Below are 19,318 nucleotides of genomic sequence, written 5' to 3'. Positions count from 1 at the left end.
AAATTACAGACCACTCCTGCTGCGCGCAAAATGCTCGTACAGAAACGTCGTCAAGGCGTCCAGCCAAATCAGGGGCAAAGTGCCGCTCAACAGCGTGCGCTGAAAAGCCACGAGCGATAAGGACGGCTTTCGGATGGCGGGTTTCGTCTTTTGATAGAGCCATTGCACGAGCACATAAGCGATCAATGCCGCAAACAGTTGATTATAGACGGCATTCGGCGTTTGGCCGAATAACTTCGGCACATTCAAGTTTTGTTTGATCCAGCGGAAAAACGATTCAATGCCCCAGCGCGCTTTGTACATCGCCGCGATGGCTTCAGCCGAAACATGGCGCAGGCTTGTGACGACCCGGATCTCCTGTCCTTCGTGGTCGGTGAAGAAGACAACGCGGTGGCGTTTCTTCGAGCGCGATTGAGGCGTCCCGATCCGGCAAGTAAAATCTCGGGTGATGTTGGTTCCGTCTTCCGGCAGACGCTGGAGCGACCGAACGGTCGACAACTCGATATTTTCTTTCATTCGAATAACGAAATCCTGTTTATCCGCTACAAATTGGTCGATGCGCTTGATGTTGAAATACGCCCGGTCCTGCACCAGAATAAACCGTTGGTCGGCTAATCCTTCGCCGACCGGTCCATCGTGCACCAAGCCGGTGGTTTCCACCACGTCGAGCGGCATACAAGTTTCGGGTGTGTAGCTGACATGAAGCTTGATGCCGGAACGTTCGCCGTGGTAAAGCGCCCACGGGAGCCGGTTCTTCCCGACGGTCAGGGTGGTAGAATCCACCAGCAGAAGCCGTTTGGGAATCTTGAGCGCGCGCCGGGTGGCCCGGTTGCATTTATCGACAACCAGGGCGAAGGCTTTTTTCATGAGCCCGTAATCCAGGTTCTTCATCTTTTTGGAAAGCGTCGAGTGGTCAATGTCCACCAACCCTGCGGAAGTTCCGACATCTCCGCAATGGCGGTACCCCTTCCATTCGGACGCCGCTGCGGTGACCAGGTATTCAATCAGCTTGCCGACGGTGAGCTTGCGGGCAGTATCTTCGTAGCCGATCAATTCCGTGAGTAAAGCCACATCTTCCGCTGTAATAAACTTTTGAATCAAATTCGGGAACATGGTATTCTGTTTCATAAGGGACACCTCTTCCTGTAGTTGTTGGTTCGCACTTACAGTCTACAAGAAAGGTGTCTCTTTTTGTATGGGTTTGGATGATTCTGGCTAATCAACACGCGTGAAGCAGTATATAACTAAAGATAGAGATGGGCATGTTGGCGGTGTGTGGAAGGGAGCCGACTCTCCAGCAAACTTAAGAAATGACAATACTCGTTCCGGTACTTATGATGAAAACTTAAATTGGATCGGAGATTGAATATGAAATCTTATAGAGTAACAAAGTACAATCCACAATATAGAAATGAGAAAGGGGTTTACGTTAAAGAAGAATGGATTAGTATATTTAATATCGGAAAAATGTACGAAGGTAAAATTTTTACTTATGAAGAATATTTAGAAACTGAAGATAAGTATATAGCGGCTATTAAGATAGTAATGAAGGATGTCAATTTAGAATCTATGCAAATTAAAGACCTTGAACTTTCTTCCCACAGATCAGAGTTAACCATAAAAGAAGGAGAACATGTAAGTTTTTCTGATATCGACGTAGTCGCACGAATGGTTTTAAGAGGGGAACTTTGGTGTATACTCCGAGCAAATGATTTGTTTGAAGTTCATTTTGGTTACGATTATTATATGTATTTTGTTGGAGAAGCTTTAACCCCTGAAGTAATTAATAAAATTAGTCATATTAAAGGATTATATGTTGAAGAAATGATTTCTCCTTATCTTTAACGATGGTTTTTAAGGAAAGAAGAAGGAGATAAAATTCTCCTTCTTTTTTTATGGGTTTTTATAGCAAAATCTCTTTTTAAATTATTAAATCATAAAGGGATAGATTTCATGAAGAGTTATATTTGAAGAACTGAAGAAATAATGGATATTTATGTTAAAATCAGAGTAGTTTGTAAATACCAGTTATGGCATATTTTTAATCCATCTATACTTAAAGTAAATAATAACGGTTATTAAGAAAAGGGGGAACTTTCAAAATGATTGAAAAAGTAATCATTAAAAACTTCAAATCGATAGAGTCTTTATCTCTAAATGTTGATAAGGACATTAATATTCTTGTAGGGGATAACGAGCAAGGAAAATCAACAATACTTGAAGCGATAAATTTAGCTCTTACTGCGAGTTTGAACAAAAGAAGCATACATAATGAAATATCTCCTTTTATTTTTAATAGGAATACTGTTAATAATTATCTTGATCTTCTTCGGAATAAAACGACTAGTGAACCTCCTAAAATTCTAATAGAAGTATACTTTCAAGAAAACGAAACAGTTGCAAGCTTGAAAGGAACAAACAACTCATTAAAAGAAGATGCTTGGGGGATTAGTCTATCTATAGAATTGGATGAAGAGTTTGCGGATGAATACAAAGAATACATCAGAAATCCGGATGAAATTAACAACGTTCCTATCGAATATTACGCGGTGAAATGGTATTCGTTTGCTTTTTCTCCATTGACGCTACGCAGCAATCCCATTAAGTGTCTGCTGATAGATGCTACTGAAGGGAAAGCTTGGAATGGCACGGAAAGATACATTTCCAATATTATTGGTAATACATTAGATTTAAAAGAAAAAGTAGCACTAAACGTGAATTACAGAGATTTAAAAGAAAGTTTCTCTAGTATAAATGCTATCCAGGATATCAATAGAAGCCTATCGAGTAAGACCGGACAAATATCTGATAAAGGCTTAAGCATATCATTAGATGTTTCTCAAAAGAGTGGATGGGAGAGTCATTTAACGGCATATTTAGATGAGATACCTTTTGATTTAATCGGAAAAGGCGAACAAAATTCCATTAAATTAAAACTATCCTTAGAAACAAACTTAGAAGATGTACACGTCATTCTAATAGAGGAGCCTGAGACGCATTTATCATATGCAAATATGAGTAAATTGGTAAAGCAGATCTCTGAGAAATGTGTGGGGAAACAATTATTAATTACTACCCATAGCACGTATGTTTTGAATAAACTTGGTTTAGATCATGTCATTTTTCTGAACGAAGGAAAGACAATGACTCTAAAAGACTTAGATGAAGACACTTATAACTATTTTAAAAAGCTTCCAGGTTATGATACTCTTCGGCTCATCTTAAGTGAAAAGGCTATTTTAGTGGAAGGGCCCTCAGATGAATTAATTGTTCAAAAAGCATATTTACAAAAGTATGGAGTGCTTCCAATTGAAGATGGAATTGATGTAATTACAATAAGAGGCCTTTCTTTTAAGCGTTATCTGGAGATTGCTGACAAATTATCGAAATTTGTGACGGTCATTACAGATAATGATGGGGATATTGAAAAGAACATAAATAAGAAGTATGGAGAGAAATACATAAATCATCCAAGAATCCGCATTTGTTATGGTAAAGATGAAAATTACTCAACTTTGGAACCGCAACTCATTAAGGCAAATGGGGTGGATTTTTTGAATGGAATTTTAGAAACTACCTATTCCACTGAAAAAGAGCTAATAAAATACATGACCAGTCCAAGTAAGAAGAGCGAATGTGCGATGCTATTATTTGATAGTGAAGAAATTCTTCAAATACCGGAGTATATAGCAAATGCAATATAATAATGAAGTCGTCATTGCTGCTGCCGGTTCTGGAAAAACAAGTGAGCTAATCACTAAAGCAAATAAAATATTGAATAAAAGAATTTTAATTACCACATTTACTATCGAAAACTCTGAAGAAATAAAAAGGAAGTTTTTTGAGGATTCCGGATATGCTCCTTCCAACGTAAAAATTCAGACTTGGTTTTCATTTCTATTAAATGAAGGTGTACGACCTTATCAAAATTTTTTGTACGATAAAAATAGGATCGAAAATATCGAGTTTGTCACTGGTCGGTCCACAAACTATGTAAGAAAGAACCAAATTGAAAAATACTATTTTAGGGCTGGAAAATACATTTATACAGATAAAATGTGTGATTTCATCATGGAGGTTAACAAACTTTCTCATCATGCGATTATTAAAAGATTAGAGAGCTTATATGATGTAATTATGATTGATGAAGTCCAAGATTTAGCTGGCCATGATCTAGACTTTCTATTTGAACTATTTAAGTCGAAAATTGAAGTAGTGGTAGTGGGAGATAATCGACAGGCAGTATTTTTCACCAATCAAGCAGCAAAAAATAAGAATAAAAAAGGCGAGCATATCTTTAATCTGTTTAAAGCATGGGAAGATAAAGGGTTTTGTAAAATTAGTTATAAAACAAATTGCTATAGAAGCAACCAGGAAATTTGTGATTTAGCGGATTTATTCTATCCGGAAATGCCTAAAACAAAATCTTTGAATCAAGAGATAACTGGACATGATGGATTATTTCACATAACCAGCCAAGATGTTGAGAGCTATATATCAAAATATAATCCTCAAATTTTACGGTATGATAGAAAGACGAAATTTAAAGGAGAAAGTCTGCCATTAAATTTTAGAAAGTCGAAAGGCCTTACGTTTAATCGAGTTCTTATTTTATGTAATGGTCCTTTAAATAAATTTTTGAAAACAGGAGAATTAGAACCACATCTAAAATCGAAAGCACCATATTATGTTGCTTTAACTAGAGCTCGATATAGTGTGTGCTTTGTAAGCGATGAAAAGAAAATAAAGAATGAGTATATTGAAAGTTACGCCCTTGATTAATGAGTATAGAATAGCTTAATCTTTTCTGTTTGATTTTTATGCCGTTATCAGTTATAATTTGAGTAGGTAAAGAAATTGGTTAAATGTACAACTCGAGTGTGCATTGGATGTTGATTCTAATGGCTGGGTCATCTGGCGGTGGTTAGAGGAGTCCTCGAAAGGGTTTTTGATATTCGCCTCAAGATGACTAGAGCAAATTCAAAAGTTTGCTCGAAAGAAAATATCAAACGAAAAGGAGCTGTTTTGCAGCTCCTTTTTTGTTTACTTTTATAATCTTTGAATTGGTTGAGGTGAGTTCGTGGATATTCTTCAAGAAGCTACAGCTTTGTTTAATGATTTATCAAAATACAAATTCACGTTTATTTTCGGTAACAAAAAACGAGAACAACAAGTAATAACTATCTCAGCTTCGGATGAACATTTTCCTCATCTTATTGGTTTAGATAAGTTAACTGATATAGCCGATTCAATATACAGAGGAAAAAGTAAGGCGAAGATTGTTGCTGGGATACAAAATGGCGAAATCAAGCTAAGCGAAATTGAAAAAAGTAGTCTTTATATACATGGTCAGTTTGAGCATTCTATTGAAAATAGGATTAAGTTTTTCCCTCTAATTAAGCCTATTTTTGATGAAGGAATTGACGTTGGAGAAGCAAGCTTCATTTTTTTGAAGAAAAAAGCATACAGTAAAATAGATGCTGATTATTTATTACGATTAAAGATAAGACAAGACTCCAAAGAATATTACTTGAATTTATTTTTGAAAAAAGACAAGTTGTCAAACGACTATATCCCCATCTCTTTCTTTCCTAGATTGAATAATGATTATGAAAAAACTCAAACCAGACTAACACTTTTGTATAGAAAGAAGGAAAACGGAGAGATTTCAGAAGAATTATATGTACATAAAAATTATACTCCGCCATCCTCACCAGAGATAGAATCTTAGAAAAATAACAAGTACTAGAACAAAAAAAGAACGACACTGAAGTTATTCGTTAACTTTAGTGCCGTTCTTTTTTGAAGTTTCTTCTATTATAATAGATTTGCTGTCTGTTCTTCGAGTGCTCTTACCAATTTATAAAAACTAGTCTTTTTGACTTCGGCTTCCTGCATCGCCTGCACTGCTGTTAATTCTCCAGATTTCCATTTTCTATAAACCTCTTTAAATTCCTCTGAAACATAAACTGCAGGTCTGCCAAACTGAATACCATTTTGCAGTGCCAGATCGATTCCTTCACGCTGCCGTTTCCGGATTCGTTCCCGTTCCTCTTCGGCCATCCAGGAAAGAATCTGCAACACCAGATCCGCAATGAACGTTCCCATGCTGTCTTTGTATTGGGTCGTATCCAATAACGGCATATCCAACACCACAATATCAGCTTCAATATTTTTCGTAAGGTCATTCCATTCCTGGAGAATCTCTTCTTTGTTCCGTCCAAACCGATCTAGTGAATGGATATACAAAATATCACCTTTGCGGATAATCCGTTTCAGTAATTGATAGTTCGCTCGTTCAAAGTTTTTTCCACTTTGCTTGTCCAAATATATGTCCCGTTCAGTGATGCCCATTTTCCGCATGGCTTCCAATTGACGACCTTCATTTTGATCTTTGCTGCTGACACGTATGTAGCCAAATTTGCGATGTTCCATAATTCACCTCTGTAAACGATTCTTTTCTCTCATTATACCCGAAAAGCGTTCGTAAAAGTGTATGTAAATTCGCGAACGTTCGTAAAGTGATTTGACACGTTTACGAACGCTCTTTTCGGTCATTTTCGGCCCTTTTCAAAGCGTTCGTAAAAGTGTACTTTTACGAACGCTTTAAATATATCTAAATTTGACGTATTTTACTTCTATTAAAATCCCAGGAACTAATCTTTATAAGCGACTAGGAAAAATTACGCTGAATTACGAGTCTGTCCGAACCAGTTTAATTGAAAAGACGGCCTTGGCAAACCAAATCGATTTGACGAAGCATTTATTCGACGAACCTCATCGAGTCGTTCAACAAGAAAGTGAAGAAATACGGCAAGCGTAAAGAGCAATTCCCGAATGAAGATTCTTTGGACCGCTTTCTGGTTTCCCAGTTTGAAATCTATAACTAGAACTTCTCCACACGCTCCCATATTGGATTCGATCAAGCTCGCGCAGAGCTGGCCGAGAAGTTCAAACAGGCTTAATCAAAATACATACAAGAAAAGGTTTTACTTATTTACACATACTTATTGACGATCTCTAATATACATAGGAAAAGAAGGCATAAATATTTTTCTGTATTGCTAAGACATTAAAGTGTTTGATTAAGAACTAAGTTAAAATTTAACGTTGCCAATGCTAGCGTAATTATTCCTATTTAGTTGTTAATTTTTTATTTATTAGTAAATTTGTGAATTTTTTTATAATGAGCCTTTTAAATGTAAAAAAAAGTAGTATAATGGAAATGTTGGGAGGTATAAATATGAAAAAGAAATTGATAACTCTATTGTTTGTTTTTTCTTTAGTTTTGGGTATTTTTGCTGTTAGTGGGGAAGAGGCTAGCGCAGCTCGTGCAGATGTAGTAGTCCAGAGTCATCTAATCAATTATGAAACTATGAACAAGTTTAATTATGCGTATAAAACTTTGTACTTCAATACGGGATACACATCTAGCTTTAAAGATACAAAGTACTCCGGTACTTCAATTTATCAAAGAACTTTTACTTATTACACGTATTAATTTGATAAGCAAAAGGTCATCGATTTTTAGACAACTAGAAAAGAAGGGCTGTCCAAATTATATTTTGGAGAGCCCTTCTTATATAATATTAGCGGAACTACTTCTCATTTTACTGTCATCGCATTTTATTGGCTAATTCCACTAAGCTACCTAACTGATAGATTAAATTAAAATATTACTACTAATTATTAAAATATCTTTAATTTAAATATTTTTTAAAATTTTAAAAAAATAAAGAATATTTATAATTAAATAAATAAATTGTAATCCGATAATGTCGTAGTTAAGAAAGGTATGATTAATTGTTAACGTTAAAGAATGTTGTGAAGAACTATAAAAACAAAGATGTCATTAACAATATTACATTTGAGTTAAAATCTGGTGAGATTGTAGGTTTGATTGGACCAAATGGAGTAGGCAAGACTACTTTATTAAATCTTATTGCAGGTATTAGCACAATTGATTCTGGTGAAATAAGAAAAACAAAAAACAAAATTTTCTTTATGCAAGAATCTACTGTACTCTATAAGGATTTGACTGGATTGCAGCACTTAAAGTTTGTGGCTAAATTAAACAAGAAAACTGCTTTGGATATTGACAACGTAATAAATGAGTTAAACATGCATAGTTATATTTCTGTAAAAGTTAAGAATTATTCTTTAGGTATGAAACAACATCTGATGTTTGCATGTGGATTAATATGTAGACCTAATATTTTTTTATTAGATGAGCCTTTGAATGGATTAGATCCAGATAGTGTTATTAAATTTAGAGATATTATAAAAAAACTAAAAGAAGAGGGTACATGCATTTTATTCTCGTCACACATGTTATCTGAAGTCGATTTAATTTCAGATAGAACGTTCTTTTTAAAGAAGGGTAAGATCGAAAAAACTATTAATAACAAAAATAAAGTAGATGAAAAAATTTATAAACTAAATGTTTCCGAATCTAGTACGAGTTTAATTGATTGTCTGAAAACTCATCAAATAGAAATCTTAGAATATACTGCTGAAAAAATAGTAGTAATAGTAAGTGAAGCAAACTTAGATTTGGTTTTCAAGAAAATTTATGAAAATGGTGTTACAGTCAAATCAGTAAATCAAGAAACCACATTACTAGAAAAACATTATAAAGAAGTATATGGAGATAGTTATGAATAAAAACCTTTTTTTCTTTGAATTACAAAAAATATTTATTAGAAAAAACATCTTTCTTTTTTTAATCCCATTTGTTGTTATTCTAATTTTTTTATTCGTAGTAAGTAACCAAGATGAAAATTCCAAACAAATGTTATCAACTACCCTGAATAGTGAATTGGACTCGCTTACACAAGCTCATAATAATCTCCCTGAGATACCAGAAACTCAGGATATTAAAGAAAACATCATGATTCAAATTTCTATAAAAGAGAAACAAGCACAAGCTTTTGAAACAGGAAATTGGAAAGAATATTTGAAGTTCCAAAATGAACAACAAGAATTGGTACTACTTGGAGTAGAGAACGGAAATATAGTTACATCTTCTACAAACGAAGAAATCGAGCAACAAATTTCTTTGAACAACGAATTTTTAACTAGAAATGTTCAGCCTATGGAATTTAGTGGAAATACTAAAGGGTTTTATTTTTTAAAGTATGTACTTGACATATTTTACGGGATAATAGGAATTCTTATTCTAGGCATATTCATTGGTAATATATACACCAAAGAAAAAGAACAAAGTACTATAAAATTTCTCTTAGCCCAATCTTTTTCAAAAATAAATATATTCTCGATGAAATTTCTTCTTAGCATTATTTTCGGCGTAGCGATGATATCAACATTTATTGTATTTATTTTCTTAAGTGGGACTTTTGTGTTTGGAATTGGTGATATACAATATCCCGTGTTATTACAACAAGAGTTGTCCTATAAAATCGTAAATTTAATAGAATATTTAAGTATGTCCACGTTATTATTCTTGTTTTTGATTTTATTCACAATCTCGTTTATATTTCTTCTATCGGTAACCATTGATAATAGCATGTTAGTTTTAATTGTAGTTATAATTACCTATTATATATTTGGTTACGTTATTCCTAGTAAGGAAGTTATGAATAGTTTAATTCACTTAATTCCATTTACTTACATAAATGTGGCAGATGTTATTGAAGGTTCATTAGCTGTGCAAACAAAAAATTTCGGAATAAGTGTTAAAAATGGTATATCTGCTTCTATTTTGTCCAGTTTGTTTTTGACTGTAATTTCTGTATTAATACTTAAAACAAAGAAGTTATCTTAAAATAAATTAAAGCATATTAAATTTCTTCACTTTTTCTATTATTATAAGAGACAGCCGGATAAACATTCCGGCTTTTTCTTTTAATTATTGAGAGTCCCTTTTCAAAATTGAGGAGAATGAGTGGCGAAATAATTATCAGACCACATTAGTAGCTAAAACTTAATTTCAAATACCTTTCTAAAATGCTCAAAATAGATATTTATAAGCATTATATGTGAAAATCTTTCGTAAAAAACGCTCCTCTTAATTATAAATTTTTAACGATACCTCTTTTTTATTTCAAGTAATATATTTACTATTAACGAAATTTAAAGGTTTGAAAAGGCGTATCAGATAATTTATATTTAACTTTTATATGTGTTACTACTTCGACTAAAAATTTTGATTATTATTTTAAATAAGTGTAAAATTCCATATAAAAGTTTCTAATAATTAACTAGTCGGGAAGTGCAATGTGTCTACACTAATCAAAGGAACAGCGATTTTAACTTTAGGTTTGTTTTTATCAAAAATTCTCGGAGTTATTTATGTCATTCCTTTCTATAAGATGGTCGGAGAAGAAAATATTGTGCTTTATCAATATGCTTATATACCCTATAATCTCATGCTATCAATAGCCATATCTGGGGCACCTATTGCGTTCTCTAAATTTGTAGCGAAATATAATTCGCTAGGAGATTATGAGACTGGCAGACGTTTGTTAAGATCTGGATTAATCACAATGCTTGTTACAGGTTTTATATCTTTCCTGGTTCTATATATATTTGCAGAACCATTAGCACATCTAATTATTGCTGGAGATGAAAAAATTCATACGACAGAAGACGTTAAAGAGGTAATCCAGTGGGTCAGCTTCGCATTAATTGCTGTTCCTTTTATGAGTTTGTTGCGGGGATTCTTTCAAGGAAATAATTATATGATGCCAACAGCTGTCTCTCAACTGATTGAGCAAATTGTTCGTATTTTATTTCTGCTGAGTGCAGCATATATAATAATTTACTTTTACGGAGGAACACCTAAAACAGCTATTCAATTCGCAGTTCTTTCAGCTTTCATCGGTGCATTAGGTGGATTACTTACTCTATACTACTTTTGGAAAAAGAAGAAATTAGAGTATGACAACCTATTACATAATTCATCTGAATCTTATGACGTAAAGTTACGAGACATGTACAAAGAGATTCTTTTCTATGCAGTTCCGGTTGTATTTCTTGGAATTGCAAACCCTTTATTTCAACTTGTTGATCTCTTAACTTTCAATCGAGCTATGAGTGTTACTGAAAGTGCGGAATCATCCGATATTTACCTAGGTATTCTGAATCTGACCGCTCACAAGCTTGTTATGATTCCAGTAATGCTTGCTACTGGATTTTCAATGGCTCTTATACCTTTAATTACTAAGTATTACACAAAAAATGAAATGCATTTGGTCAAAAGAACGCTGGATCAGTCATTTCAAATTCTTTTGTTTCTAACCCTACCTGCAGTCATAGGAATGACCATGCTTTCTGATGAACTTTACCATGTATTTTACAAACTCAGTGATATTGGTTCTAATATCTTGTCATCATATTTACCAGTAGCAATACTTTTTGCACTTTTCCCTGTAACGGCCTCAATACTTCAAGGAATTAATCAGCAAAAATGGATTATTCTAAATCTACTAACTGGTATAACATTTAAAGCACTTCTTAACATTCCATTAATCCATTTGTTCGAAACAAATGGTGCAATTGTAGCTACAGTTATTGGATACTTAATAGCTAATGGTATGAATTTAGTTATCATTTCAAAAACCTTAAACTATAAATCTGTAATGGTTACAAGGCGGATTGTATTAATTGTGGGACTGAATCTCGTTATGGCTATTATAATCTTTGTTACGATAACTCTTCTAAATCAATGGCTTGGTCTGGATTCTAAATTCCATTCACTTGTTCGAATTTTTATTGTTGCTTTAATTGGTGGAGGAGTATACGGTTTTATTAGCCTAAAAATCGGTATTGCACAAAAATTATTCGGTGAGCGTTTAACAAAGTATACTAATAAAATTGGTTTATAGGACGTTATCTTTATGCTTCTACTAGTTTTTTAATTTAATCTAGATAATAATGTAGATAAATATAACTTCATATTTTTATTAAATCTATCAAGTTAGGTAACTTAGTGGAATTAGCCAATAAAATGCGGTGACAGTAAAATGAGAAGTAGTTCCACTAATATTATATAAGAAGGGCTGTCCAAAATATAATTTGGACAACCCTTCTTTTCTAGTTGTCTAAAAATCGATGGCCTTTTGCTTATCAAATTAATACGTGTAATAAGTAAAAGTTCTTTGAAAAATTGAAGTACCGGAGTACTTTGTATCTTTATAGCTAGATGTGTATCCCGTATTGAAGTACAAAGTTTTATACACATAATTGTACTTGTCCCAATTGTTATAATTGATTAGATGACTCTGGACTACTACATCTGCACGAGCTGCGCTAGCCTCTTCCCCACTAACAGCAAAAATACCCAAAGCTAAAGAAAAAACAAACAATAGAGTTATCAATTTCTTTTTCATATTTACACCTCCCAACATTTCCATTATACTACTTTTTTTTACATTTAAATATTTATTATATAAAAATTCATAAATTTACTAATAATTCTGTTTGTCAATATAAGCTAGACAACTTCGCTTCATCCAGGTGACTCAAAAATGCCTCCAATTTCACAAAAGTGCAGCTAGCTTTTAATCAGTTGAAAAGTTTCTGGTAAATGCTGCGAGTCGGCACAGGAACAATCTCTTTTAATATGGGTAACTTCATTAAATCATCCATCTTGACTAAAAAAGTCTCTTCACTCAGATCGTCTAAGCCCAGATCCGCTTCTGGTGAACAAATGCTTGTCTCTCGGTCTAACATTTTGATTAAGTACACCTCTCCTAAATCCGCAATATTTACTTTGTACGTAAGCATCAAATAGTGAACACATTCTAATAGAAGATTCTTCATGAGATACTCTTTCCAGATTTAAATTTCTGGGAGGAGTTTTTTTGAAAAGAAAAGAGAAAGAATTATATTGGACAGGTCAAACCTGTGAATATCGGGAAAGTGGAGAAACTTTAGTTCAATGGTGTGAGAAGAAGGACATTAAAATCCACACGATGAAATACTGGCTGCGCAAGCAGTCGCCCGTATCCAAAAAGTCGCAAGAGACCGCTTGGGTCTCCTGTCTGGTGGAAGAACCTTCGAGCGATACGATTACGTTGAAGATAAAAAATGTGGAAATTGAGGTGATGAGTGGCTTCCAGGACGAACTGTTGCTGAAGGTCCTTCGGACACTTAATCAATTATGATGAACGGCCGAATTGTCGAGCGGGTGTATTTGGCTGCTAGACCGACAGACCTCCGAAAGTCGATTGACGGGCTCGCGGTCATCGTCCAGGAACTGTTCCAGCTCGATCCCTTCTCCAACGCACTTTTTGTGTTCTGTAACCGGAAAAAGGACAAGCTCAAGATCCTGTTTTGGGATCACAATGGCTTCTGGCTCTACTATCGGCGGTTGGAAAAAGGGTTGTTCGATTGGCCGGACCCTGGGTCCAGCCAGCCGCTGGACATGACGGCGGACCTGAACCTCGATCATCTCATGCCCTGGTCAACGGAACTTCCAAAAGACTGTTACATCCAAAAGAAAAAATAGAAAATGCCTTTCCGACAAAAAATCGGAAAGGCATTTTCTTTTCTAAGAAACTAGGTGTGAACTATTGGACGCTTACGCAGAAACTGAGCAAATGGCTGCGCTCTCTGCGGTACTGTTCCATACTTTTTATTTTTATAATGCGTAGAGAAGATTATCGCAAAATGACTCTCTGTCAAGTTATTGAAGCAATAGTTGATTATACCTTCAATTCTAATAAAGTTAACATATGAGGGCGTATCGGTAGTTTTATAACTGAAATATATAATTCTAAAAACCAGTGACCTCTGTACTAAGGTTACTGGTTTTTTTATATTCTATGCAAAATAACACATAAAATTTCTAAGAATTATCGATTAAAGTTACAAAAAAAGATAAATCCCCTTAGAATTACACTCAAAATGAACAGATAAAAGCGTCTGTATTTTCATACTAAAAGTTTTTTGTATGTATTATTTACTAATTTTTTAAAAATAGTATTTTTATCCAAAAAAAATTTTGATTTGTTAGAATATTAAGAATATAATATGTATGTAAGAAAATAGAAAAAATGGAGGCTATAAAATGCAGAAGAAAAATGTTTTGAAAGTTTTAGGTTCTTCCGGCTTGGCTCTATCTTTACTTTTAAGTTCAAATGCTGGTGTTTATGCATCTAGTCCAACTGCAGAGAGTCCTGTTTCACAGGAGCAACATTTCGAAAAATATAAAGTGACAAAAGAAGACGTAGAATATTTGAAAAGCTTCCTAACTGAATATGGTGTTGAGGAACCAGTACAGCAAAAGTTAATAGCAAAGATAAAGTCAGGGAAAGTTTGGGATTCTCTCAATGAAAATAGTGAGATTGTAAATTCTCAAACAATCAAAATAGATGATGAAATAGAAACTATCGACACTTTTAAAGATGGTTCGGTAAAAATAACAACTATAGATCCTGCCAAAGTAGAAGAAGGGGTAGTAAAAGCAGATTCTGATGGAGACCTAATTGTACCTTTGGGTGTTAGTCCAGGGACAATTAGTACAGGTACAGGATATGCTACGTACTCTGGGGCAAAAGTATACATGAAGACTGGTATTGCTGATGCACATTTCTATGCTAATTTCACCATTCTATCTGGTAGCAGTAAAGATTACATTTCAAGTGTTTGGGGTGCGTGGGTAGGAACCTTTGGCGGAACTGCTAATAATATAAGCTTAAGTATTATTAGAAAGTATGAAACGCTTGATAACCCAGCACAAGCACAGTTAAAGTTTCAATATGTAGCAGCAGGGGGTACGGCGAGCTCAATAGTATATTTAACATTAAGAGTGGCGAATAACTTGTATACAGGATGGAATAATTAATAGTTTATTAATGAAGAAAGAGTTGATGGTGACCTAGTGTTGCGTGAATTTCACGTACCACTAGGTCATTTATTTAAGATTAAGTATTTATTGGTATCAAAATTCAAGATACATGTTTTTTTGAAAAAAAGGGTATGAGGTAATAATTGTTCTTTACCTTTAGGTTTACTCTTCATCAAAGGAAGGAGAGAAATAAATGGAGTATATAGAATCGCTTTATGCCAATGTGGGACTTTTTTTGATAATTGTTATTTTGGTTATTCTTGTAATTGTCTTTGCACTTACTAATAGAAGAAAACAAAGATAACGAAATAGATACGAGCAAAATAAAAACTACTTCTATTCAGAGTATAAGTCTTCTGGATAGAAGTAGTTTTTATTTTGAAAACAATAAATATCAAACATACATTCACCTTGTTACTGACAGTTATGTTTTTTATAAATATCCTTAAGTAGAAATCTATTTAAGGATATAGAAAAGTAGAACCCACACCGTCAACAAGGTATGGGAATGACTTAAATTATTTTTAGATGATATGAGAAAAATCTCTTTTTGGTTCATGGTCGATTAACATTGATGTAAGTATCTCTAAACACTCTTCTTTTTCTAACTTATACCAACTTCCGTATTTTATGCAATCACCTCTGATTTCTTCATTTATAAAATCAACTACGACTGAATATTCTTTTGTTGCTACTGGGGAACGTCCTTCAAAATTGTATCTGTCCCAATCTATTTCTACGTTGTCATATACACCTTTGATTTTAGTTTGCGAATGATTTTAAAACATTCAAGGGAATCAATTCTTCAAGGTCACACAATTTACTATCAAGACCGTTCGAGATTATTTCGTCCATTTCAGCTTGCTCTTCATAACCGATAGACTCTAATTCCTTTTGTATAAGTTGTGCGATTGTTGACTGTTTTTCGTCTGATAAAACTGATACATACATTGTGATATTCATTTCGTCACTTCCTTTTTTTGTTTTTAATGTCTTTCAAACCATTTTTTTTAGGAACTTTTGTTGGTGCTGGAATCTTTAAAAATTCCATATTCGCTTTCGTCATACTTACTCGTTCCTTTTGTTGTTTATGGTTCATTTTTTTCAGTGTACTTAGTCGTTTGCTGTGATTATAAAAAAGACCTCCGAATTAAAAAGCGAAAGGGCGAGCGTAGCGAAGTGCCATTTACCCTTTTGCTTTTTAATTTGGTGGTCTATAATCACGTTTCAGCAAATGACTTAGTACACAAAAATGAACCATAATAAAAGGAGTGTACGAGTGGACGAGAGCGAATAGGTTTGGAATTTGGCACTTGAACTTAGGCTATTGACCTTTGTAGTCGTTGAATCGTTAAGAAAGGTACAGGAACTTACGAACCGTTTGTGCTGCTACTTTCGTCTTTTGGAAAGTGGCCACACATTACGGATCGTTGTTATCGAACCTTTTAGATTCAAGCGAGATGCGATAAATTGTTTAGTTGCGTCTTTTGCAACTTTACAAATTATCAGCAGACCTTTAGGCAACCCGTATTCGCTTTTTCATCTTGAAATTGATCTTCATGTTAGAACTCGACAGTATTTAGATTTAGAGAAGGGATTTAAAGAATGTTAATGGGGGATTGTATTTGAAATGTTTATAAAACGTCTTAAAATCGCCCGTACAGACACGTTTTCATGATTAGATGCTCAAAAAAAAGCGACAAGAGAAAATACTCTCTTTGTCGCTTTCATTATTGAATACAATATCTGTTTTATTATACTTTTTCTGTTTTTAACATAATTTCATTTATCACATTTATTGCATGTTGTAAAGCTTCCTTTTTATCATTGAAAACACTTTTAAATTCAATTTCGAGGGATTCGTATATTCGGGAATTTGCACTATTAATATGCTTGAATTCAGCAGGAATGCTTTTATCTAGTTGAATATCGTACGCATATAGGTCGTCATCAAGAAAGTTTAGTAAAGTGATATCTGCTGTTTCTTTTCCTTTAACTCTGAATTTGAAATTTTCTACCGCATATAATATATCTCCAACATTTTTATAATCGAATTCCAATGTAATCTCTCCTTTAATTTTGTTTTTTTTGTAATTTCTGCAGAAGGATTTTTGCACCTTCAGGACTTAGAAAAATTCCTTGAGCATATTCAATATTATCATCTAAAATTTCACCTGTGATTATACAAGCCTTTTGAACGTTATATTTCTTTGTTATGATTTGGTCTCCTTCAACAAATATTTCCATTGGGTCACCGATACTCAAATTTAAAACGCTTCTAAGCGATTTCGGAAGGGTGATTCTCCCTAATTGGTCTATTTTTCTTACTATACCTGTGCTTTTCATTCAAAGACTCCCTATCGGATTTTATTTGGTGTATATCACTATTAAAACTTTAAAGCATTCTGTAGCTATTTAATAGACTCTTATCTTCTAATAATATGCTGTGAAGAATTTCGAGGGCACGATCTGGACTGTGACCTTTACTTTTTAAATCAGTGAATAAGAACTTTACATAGCCATCTTTCTTAATGAAAGTTTTGAGACGGTCTTTATTTAGCTCTGGATAGACTGTACAGTCATGGCAATAGTTTTCACTAATCGGTACACCTTCGGTTTCTATAATCTTTGTACACCCTTTACAAGCGTTATTAGGATTCATCATTTTTCCTCCTTTGATAGTTGATTTAAAAGGCTATTTTTTTCCTTTGTATAAATCTGAAAGATTTATACCCGATATAAAACGGAAAAGCCATAACAAGAACAGTGAATAGCATTAGAGGGGAAAGCATTAAAATTGTTTTATCAATGAATATTAAAACGGCAATCGCTAAAAGGATTTTTAATAGTAGATTCATTTTTATCTTCCTTTCTCACTTTTATTTGTATTGTTCGGTTTTAAGTGCATTTTACAGCTGTCCTGGGCTTTTGATCGTTCGTCTTTGAGTGCGTTTCCGGAAGATCCGGAAAGCTTCATTGTTCGCCTTTGAAATGAATATTTTAGGAAGGCATCAACCGTTTGTTGGTTGCTGCCTTCTTAAAATTATTCGAACTTTGTATTTAAGATATGGTCACTGGCTTTTTGCGCTAATTGGGAAGCACTTATAATTAGCGTTTGGTCGTCTTTCAAAGCTTTTAACCATGACTTGATATAACTGGCTGAATTATCTAAGGTGGTATTGTCTATCTGTGCCACTCCGCATAGCATAGATGCTCCTAATTCAGCTACTAACTCTTCTTTGCTGTATTGCTCTGTCCCAAATCCATTGAATCTTACAACGCCTGCACGGTCTAAACGTGTTTTATGTCCTGTACTGTGTACCATTTCATGAAAGAGAGTAGAATAATATGCGTTCACATCAGCAAAGCTTTTCATTGGTGGAACGTTCACAACATCTAAAGCCGGCTTGTAATATGCATCGTCATTTTTAAAAGTGAAATCTGGACCATTCATATAATTTTTATAAATCTCTTCAGCTTGTTCGATTGATTGATGTTCATGTTCTACCATTTTTCTTTTTGGCTCTATACCTTTTGTTTGAACTCCGATTTTGAAAACGGTGTAAGTTTTTAATAAAGGAATTTTTTTATCTTCCTTTGTGTCTTCGTCTTCAATATCCATGATTTTCCAAAAGAAGATTGGATTTCCTTTTTCACCTTTTAAAACCGCCCCCCCGTTATCTTTGATTTGTTTGTAGGTGGCATACTCCCCACCATCTAAAAGGAAAGTATTGATTCCACGATAGGGCTTTTGTGTCACCCAATTTACTGGCGTACCGTCTCCATCTTGGAAAGGTTTTTTCCATGGGATAGTTCCCTCTTCTAATTTCTCTATTATTTTGTTTGTAATGGTTTCATAGATTTTTTTGCTCATTTTCCTCAACCTCTCTATTTGTGTTAGGATTGAGGGGCAAGGTTCTCAATATCTTGACCCCCTAGTCGATTGCTATTTCAATAGCAATCGGCTTATTTTGTTTCGGTTAAAATTCTTCTTCCTTCAGGTGTAATTCCTGTTTCAATTGATGAATTAATTTTTAGCTCTTGTTTTAACCATCTTGTAAAGTAACTCAGATTACCAAACACGCTATCTTTTGCCCCACTACCTTCATGAGCAATAGAGAAAACGGTTGTCATATTGAAACTTGGTCTAATGTATAATGACCAGTTTCCTTGTCCTTTTACTAAAAGAATCATTTTATCTGTATTTTTTTCCATTTTGCATTTCTCCTCTGATTTTTAGATTTGATTTTTGCTTTTGATAACGAAGCAATTCTCTTCCCAAAGGGGAAGATTTTTCCCTTTTGGTAGTTAAGAACGTAATACTCCCATTAAAAATTGGTCAATAGAATCGTGAAATATCGGAACGCAGTGAGAATATGTTGCGAAAGTCTATTGATCAATTTTTAAGGCACTTAGAAAAGAACTGTCTGGTGCAGGTTTCCAGACCGTTCTTTTCTTAGTGCCTTATGGGACGTATTATGGTTCGTTACCAAAAGGAAAAATCGC

At 34.1% G+C, this 19,318-nt stretch carries 20 protein-coding genes and 2 pseudogenes; 13 read left to right on the top strand and 9 right to left on the bottom strand.

The genetic code is table 11. The features are described from left to right. Positions 1–3 precede the first annotated feature (3 nt). The gene (locus tag ACRC6Q_RS18970; RefSeq protein WP_431467232.1) at positions 4–1,128 is read right to left on the bottom strand and encodes an IS4 family transposase; all 1,125 of its coding nucleotides are present in this window, start codon (positions 1,126–1,128) and stop codon (positions 4–6) included. Between the two features lie 106 nt (positions 1,129–1,234). On the opposite strand from ACRC6Q_RS18970, the pseudogene ACRC6Q_RS18965 reads away from it, so the two are divergent. The 5 genes and pseudogenes from ACRC6Q_RS18965 to ACRC6Q_RS18945 all read left to right on the top strand — a co-directional run. Then, positions 1,235–1,366, top strand: a pseudogene (locus tag ACRC6Q_RS18965) (toxin C-terminal domain-containing protein); the annotation flags it as partial. Between the two features lie 2 nt (positions 1,367–1,368). Continuing rightward, positions 1,369–1,845, top strand: a complete 477-nt coding sequence (locus tag ACRC6Q_RS18960; RefSeq protein ID WP_431467231.1) for a hypothetical protein — start codon at positions 1,369–1,371, stop codon at positions 1,843–1,845. 257 nt (positions 1,846–2,102) lie between these two features. After that, positions 2,103–3,704, top strand: a complete 1,602-nt coding sequence (locus ACRC6Q_RS18955; RefSeq protein ID WP_431467230.1) for an ATP-dependent nuclease — start codon at positions 2,103–2,105, stop codon at positions 3,702–3,704. Continuing rightward, complete coding sequence (locus ACRC6Q_RS18950; protein WP_431467229.1) at positions 3,694–4,782, top strand: UvrD-helicase domain-containing protein; 1,089 nt, start codon at positions 3,694–3,696, stop codon at positions 4,780–4,782. The genes ACRC6Q_RS18955 and ACRC6Q_RS18950 overlap by 11 nt, the downstream gene beginning before the upstream one ends. A gap of 298 nt (positions 4,783–5,080) precedes the next feature. Further along, on the top strand, positions 5,081–5,731 hold the full coding sequence (locus ACRC6Q_RS18945) for a PBECR4 domain-containing protein (protein WP_431467228.1): 651 nt from the start codon (positions 5,081–5,083) through the stop codon (positions 5,729–5,731). 86 nt (positions 5,732–5,817) lie between these two features. Here ACRC6Q_RS18945 and ACRC6Q_RS18940 read toward each other — a convergent pair whose 3' ends face one another. Then, positions 5,818–6,435 (bottom strand): recombinase family protein, encoded by a 618-nt coding sequence (locus ACRC6Q_RS18940; RefSeq protein WP_431467227.1) that lies wholly within the window; start codon positions 6,433–6,435, stop codon positions 5,818–5,820. Between the two features lie 320 nt (positions 6,436–6,755). Here ACRC6Q_RS18940 and ACRC6Q_RS18935 point away from each other — a divergent pair. From ACRC6Q_RS18935 to ACRC6Q_RS18915, 5 genes and pseudogenes are all read left to right on the top strand, one after another. Continuing rightward, positions 6,756–6,965, top strand: a pseudogene (locus tag ACRC6Q_RS18935) (transposase); the annotation flags it as partial. A gap of 278 nt (positions 6,966–7,243) precedes the next feature. Further along, the gene (locus ACRC6Q_RS18930) at positions 7,244–7,501 is read left to right on the top strand and encodes a hypothetical protein (RefSeq protein ID WP_431467226.1); all 258 of its coding nucleotides are present in this window, start codon (positions 7,244–7,246) and stop codon (positions 7,499–7,501) included. Between the two features lie 323 nt (positions 7,502–7,824). Beyond that, positions 7,825–8,664 (top strand): ABC transporter ATP-binding protein, encoded by an 840-nt coding sequence (locus ACRC6Q_RS18925; protein ID WP_431467225.1) that lies wholly within the window; start codon positions 7,825–7,827, stop codon positions 8,662–8,664. Next, positions 8,657–9,784, top strand: a complete 1,128-nt coding sequence (locus tag ACRC6Q_RS18920) for a hypothetical protein (protein ID WP_431467224.1) — start codon at positions 8,657–8,659, stop codon at positions 9,782–9,784. The genes ACRC6Q_RS18925 and ACRC6Q_RS18920 overlap by 8 nt, the downstream gene beginning before the upstream one ends. Positions 9,785–10,238: 454 nt before the next feature. Further along, positions 10,239–11,846, top strand: coding sequence for a putative polysaccharide biosynthesis protein (locus tag ACRC6Q_RS18915; protein ID WP_431467223.1), 1,608 nt, complete (start codon positions 10,239–10,241; stop codon positions 11,844–11,846). A gap of 246 nt (positions 11,847–12,092) precedes the next feature. Here ACRC6Q_RS18915 and ACRC6Q_RS18910 read toward each other — a convergent pair whose 3' ends face one another. Continuing rightward, complete coding sequence (locus ACRC6Q_RS18910; protein ID WP_431467222.1) at positions 12,093–12,350, bottom strand: hypothetical protein; 258 nt, start codon at positions 12,348–12,350, stop codon at positions 12,093–12,095. A 474-nt stretch (positions 12,351–12,824) separates the two neighbouring features. Here ACRC6Q_RS18910 and tnpA point away from each other — a divergent pair, with 474 nt between their 5' ends. From tnpA to ACRC6Q_RS18895, 3 genes are all read left to right on the top strand, one after another. Then, positions 12,825–13,127: an IS66 family insertion sequence element accessory protein TnpA gene (gene tnpA, locus ACRC6Q_RS18905; protein ID WP_431467221.1), complete on the top strand. Its 303-nt coding sequence runs from the start codon at positions 12,825–12,827 to the stop codon at positions 13,125–13,127. Further along, the gene (tnpB, locus tag ACRC6Q_RS18900; RefSeq protein ID WP_431467220.1) at positions 13,124–13,471 is read left to right on the top strand and encodes an IS66 family insertion sequence element accessory protein TnpB; all 348 of its coding nucleotides are present in this window, start codon (positions 13,124–13,126) and stop codon (positions 13,469–13,471) included. The genes tnpA and tnpB overlap by 4 nt, the downstream gene beginning before the upstream one ends. A 561-nt stretch (positions 13,472–14,032) precedes the next feature. Further along, on the top strand, positions 14,033–14,809 hold the full coding sequence (locus ACRC6Q_RS18895) for a hypothetical protein (protein WP_431467219.1): 777 nt from the start codon (positions 14,033–14,035) through the stop codon (positions 14,807–14,809). Positions 14,810–15,574: 765 nt separating this feature from the next. Here the strand turns inward: ACRC6Q_RS18895 and ACRC6Q_RS18890 are convergent. The 6 genes from ACRC6Q_RS18890 to ACRC6Q_RS18865 form a co-directional block, all read right to left on the bottom strand. Then, entirely contained in the window at positions 15,575–15,775 is a 201-nt protein-coding gene (locus ACRC6Q_RS18890; protein WP_431467218.1) for a hypothetical protein, read from the bottom strand. 791 nt (positions 15,776–16,566) lie between these two features. Next, positions 16,567–16,872 (bottom strand): hypothetical protein, encoded by a 306-nt coding sequence (locus ACRC6Q_RS18885; protein WP_431467217.1) that lies wholly within the window; start codon positions 16,870–16,872, stop codon positions 16,567–16,569. Between the two features lie 13 nt (positions 16,873–16,885). Then, positions 16,886–17,158: an AbrB/MazE/SpoVT family DNA-binding domain-containing protein gene (locus ACRC6Q_RS18880; RefSeq protein WP_431467216.1), complete on the bottom strand. Its 273-nt coding sequence runs from the start codon at positions 17,156–17,158 to the stop codon at positions 16,886–16,888. 49 nt (positions 17,159–17,207) lie between these two features. Continuing rightward, positions 17,208–17,474: a hypothetical protein gene (locus tag ACRC6Q_RS18875; RefSeq protein WP_431467215.1), complete on the bottom strand. Its 267-nt coding sequence runs from the start codon at positions 17,472–17,474 to the stop codon at positions 17,208–17,210. A 381-nt stretch (positions 17,475–17,855) separates the two neighbouring features. Continuing rightward, positions 17,856–18,686 (bottom strand): ArdC family protein, encoded by an 831-nt coding sequence (locus tag ACRC6Q_RS18870; protein ID WP_431467214.1) that lies wholly within the window; start codon positions 18,684–18,686, stop codon positions 17,856–17,858. Positions 18,687–18,778: 92 nt separating this feature from the next. Next, positions 18,779–19,027 carry a hypothetical protein gene (locus ACRC6Q_RS18865; protein ID WP_431467213.1) on the bottom strand — a complete coding sequence of 83 codons (249 nt, stop codon included), beginning with the start codon at positions 19,025–19,027 and terminating at the stop codon, positions 18,779–18,781. Positions 19,028–19,318 lie beyond the last annotated feature (291 nt).

It is taken from the genome of Planococcus sp. SE5232, assembly GCF_050686535.1.
GTDB lineage: Bacteria > Bacillota > Bacilli > Bacillales_A > Planococcaceae > Planococcus.
Note: the sequence above shows the minus strand (reverse complement) of the source record. Positions and strands in the feature narration are given on the sequence as shown.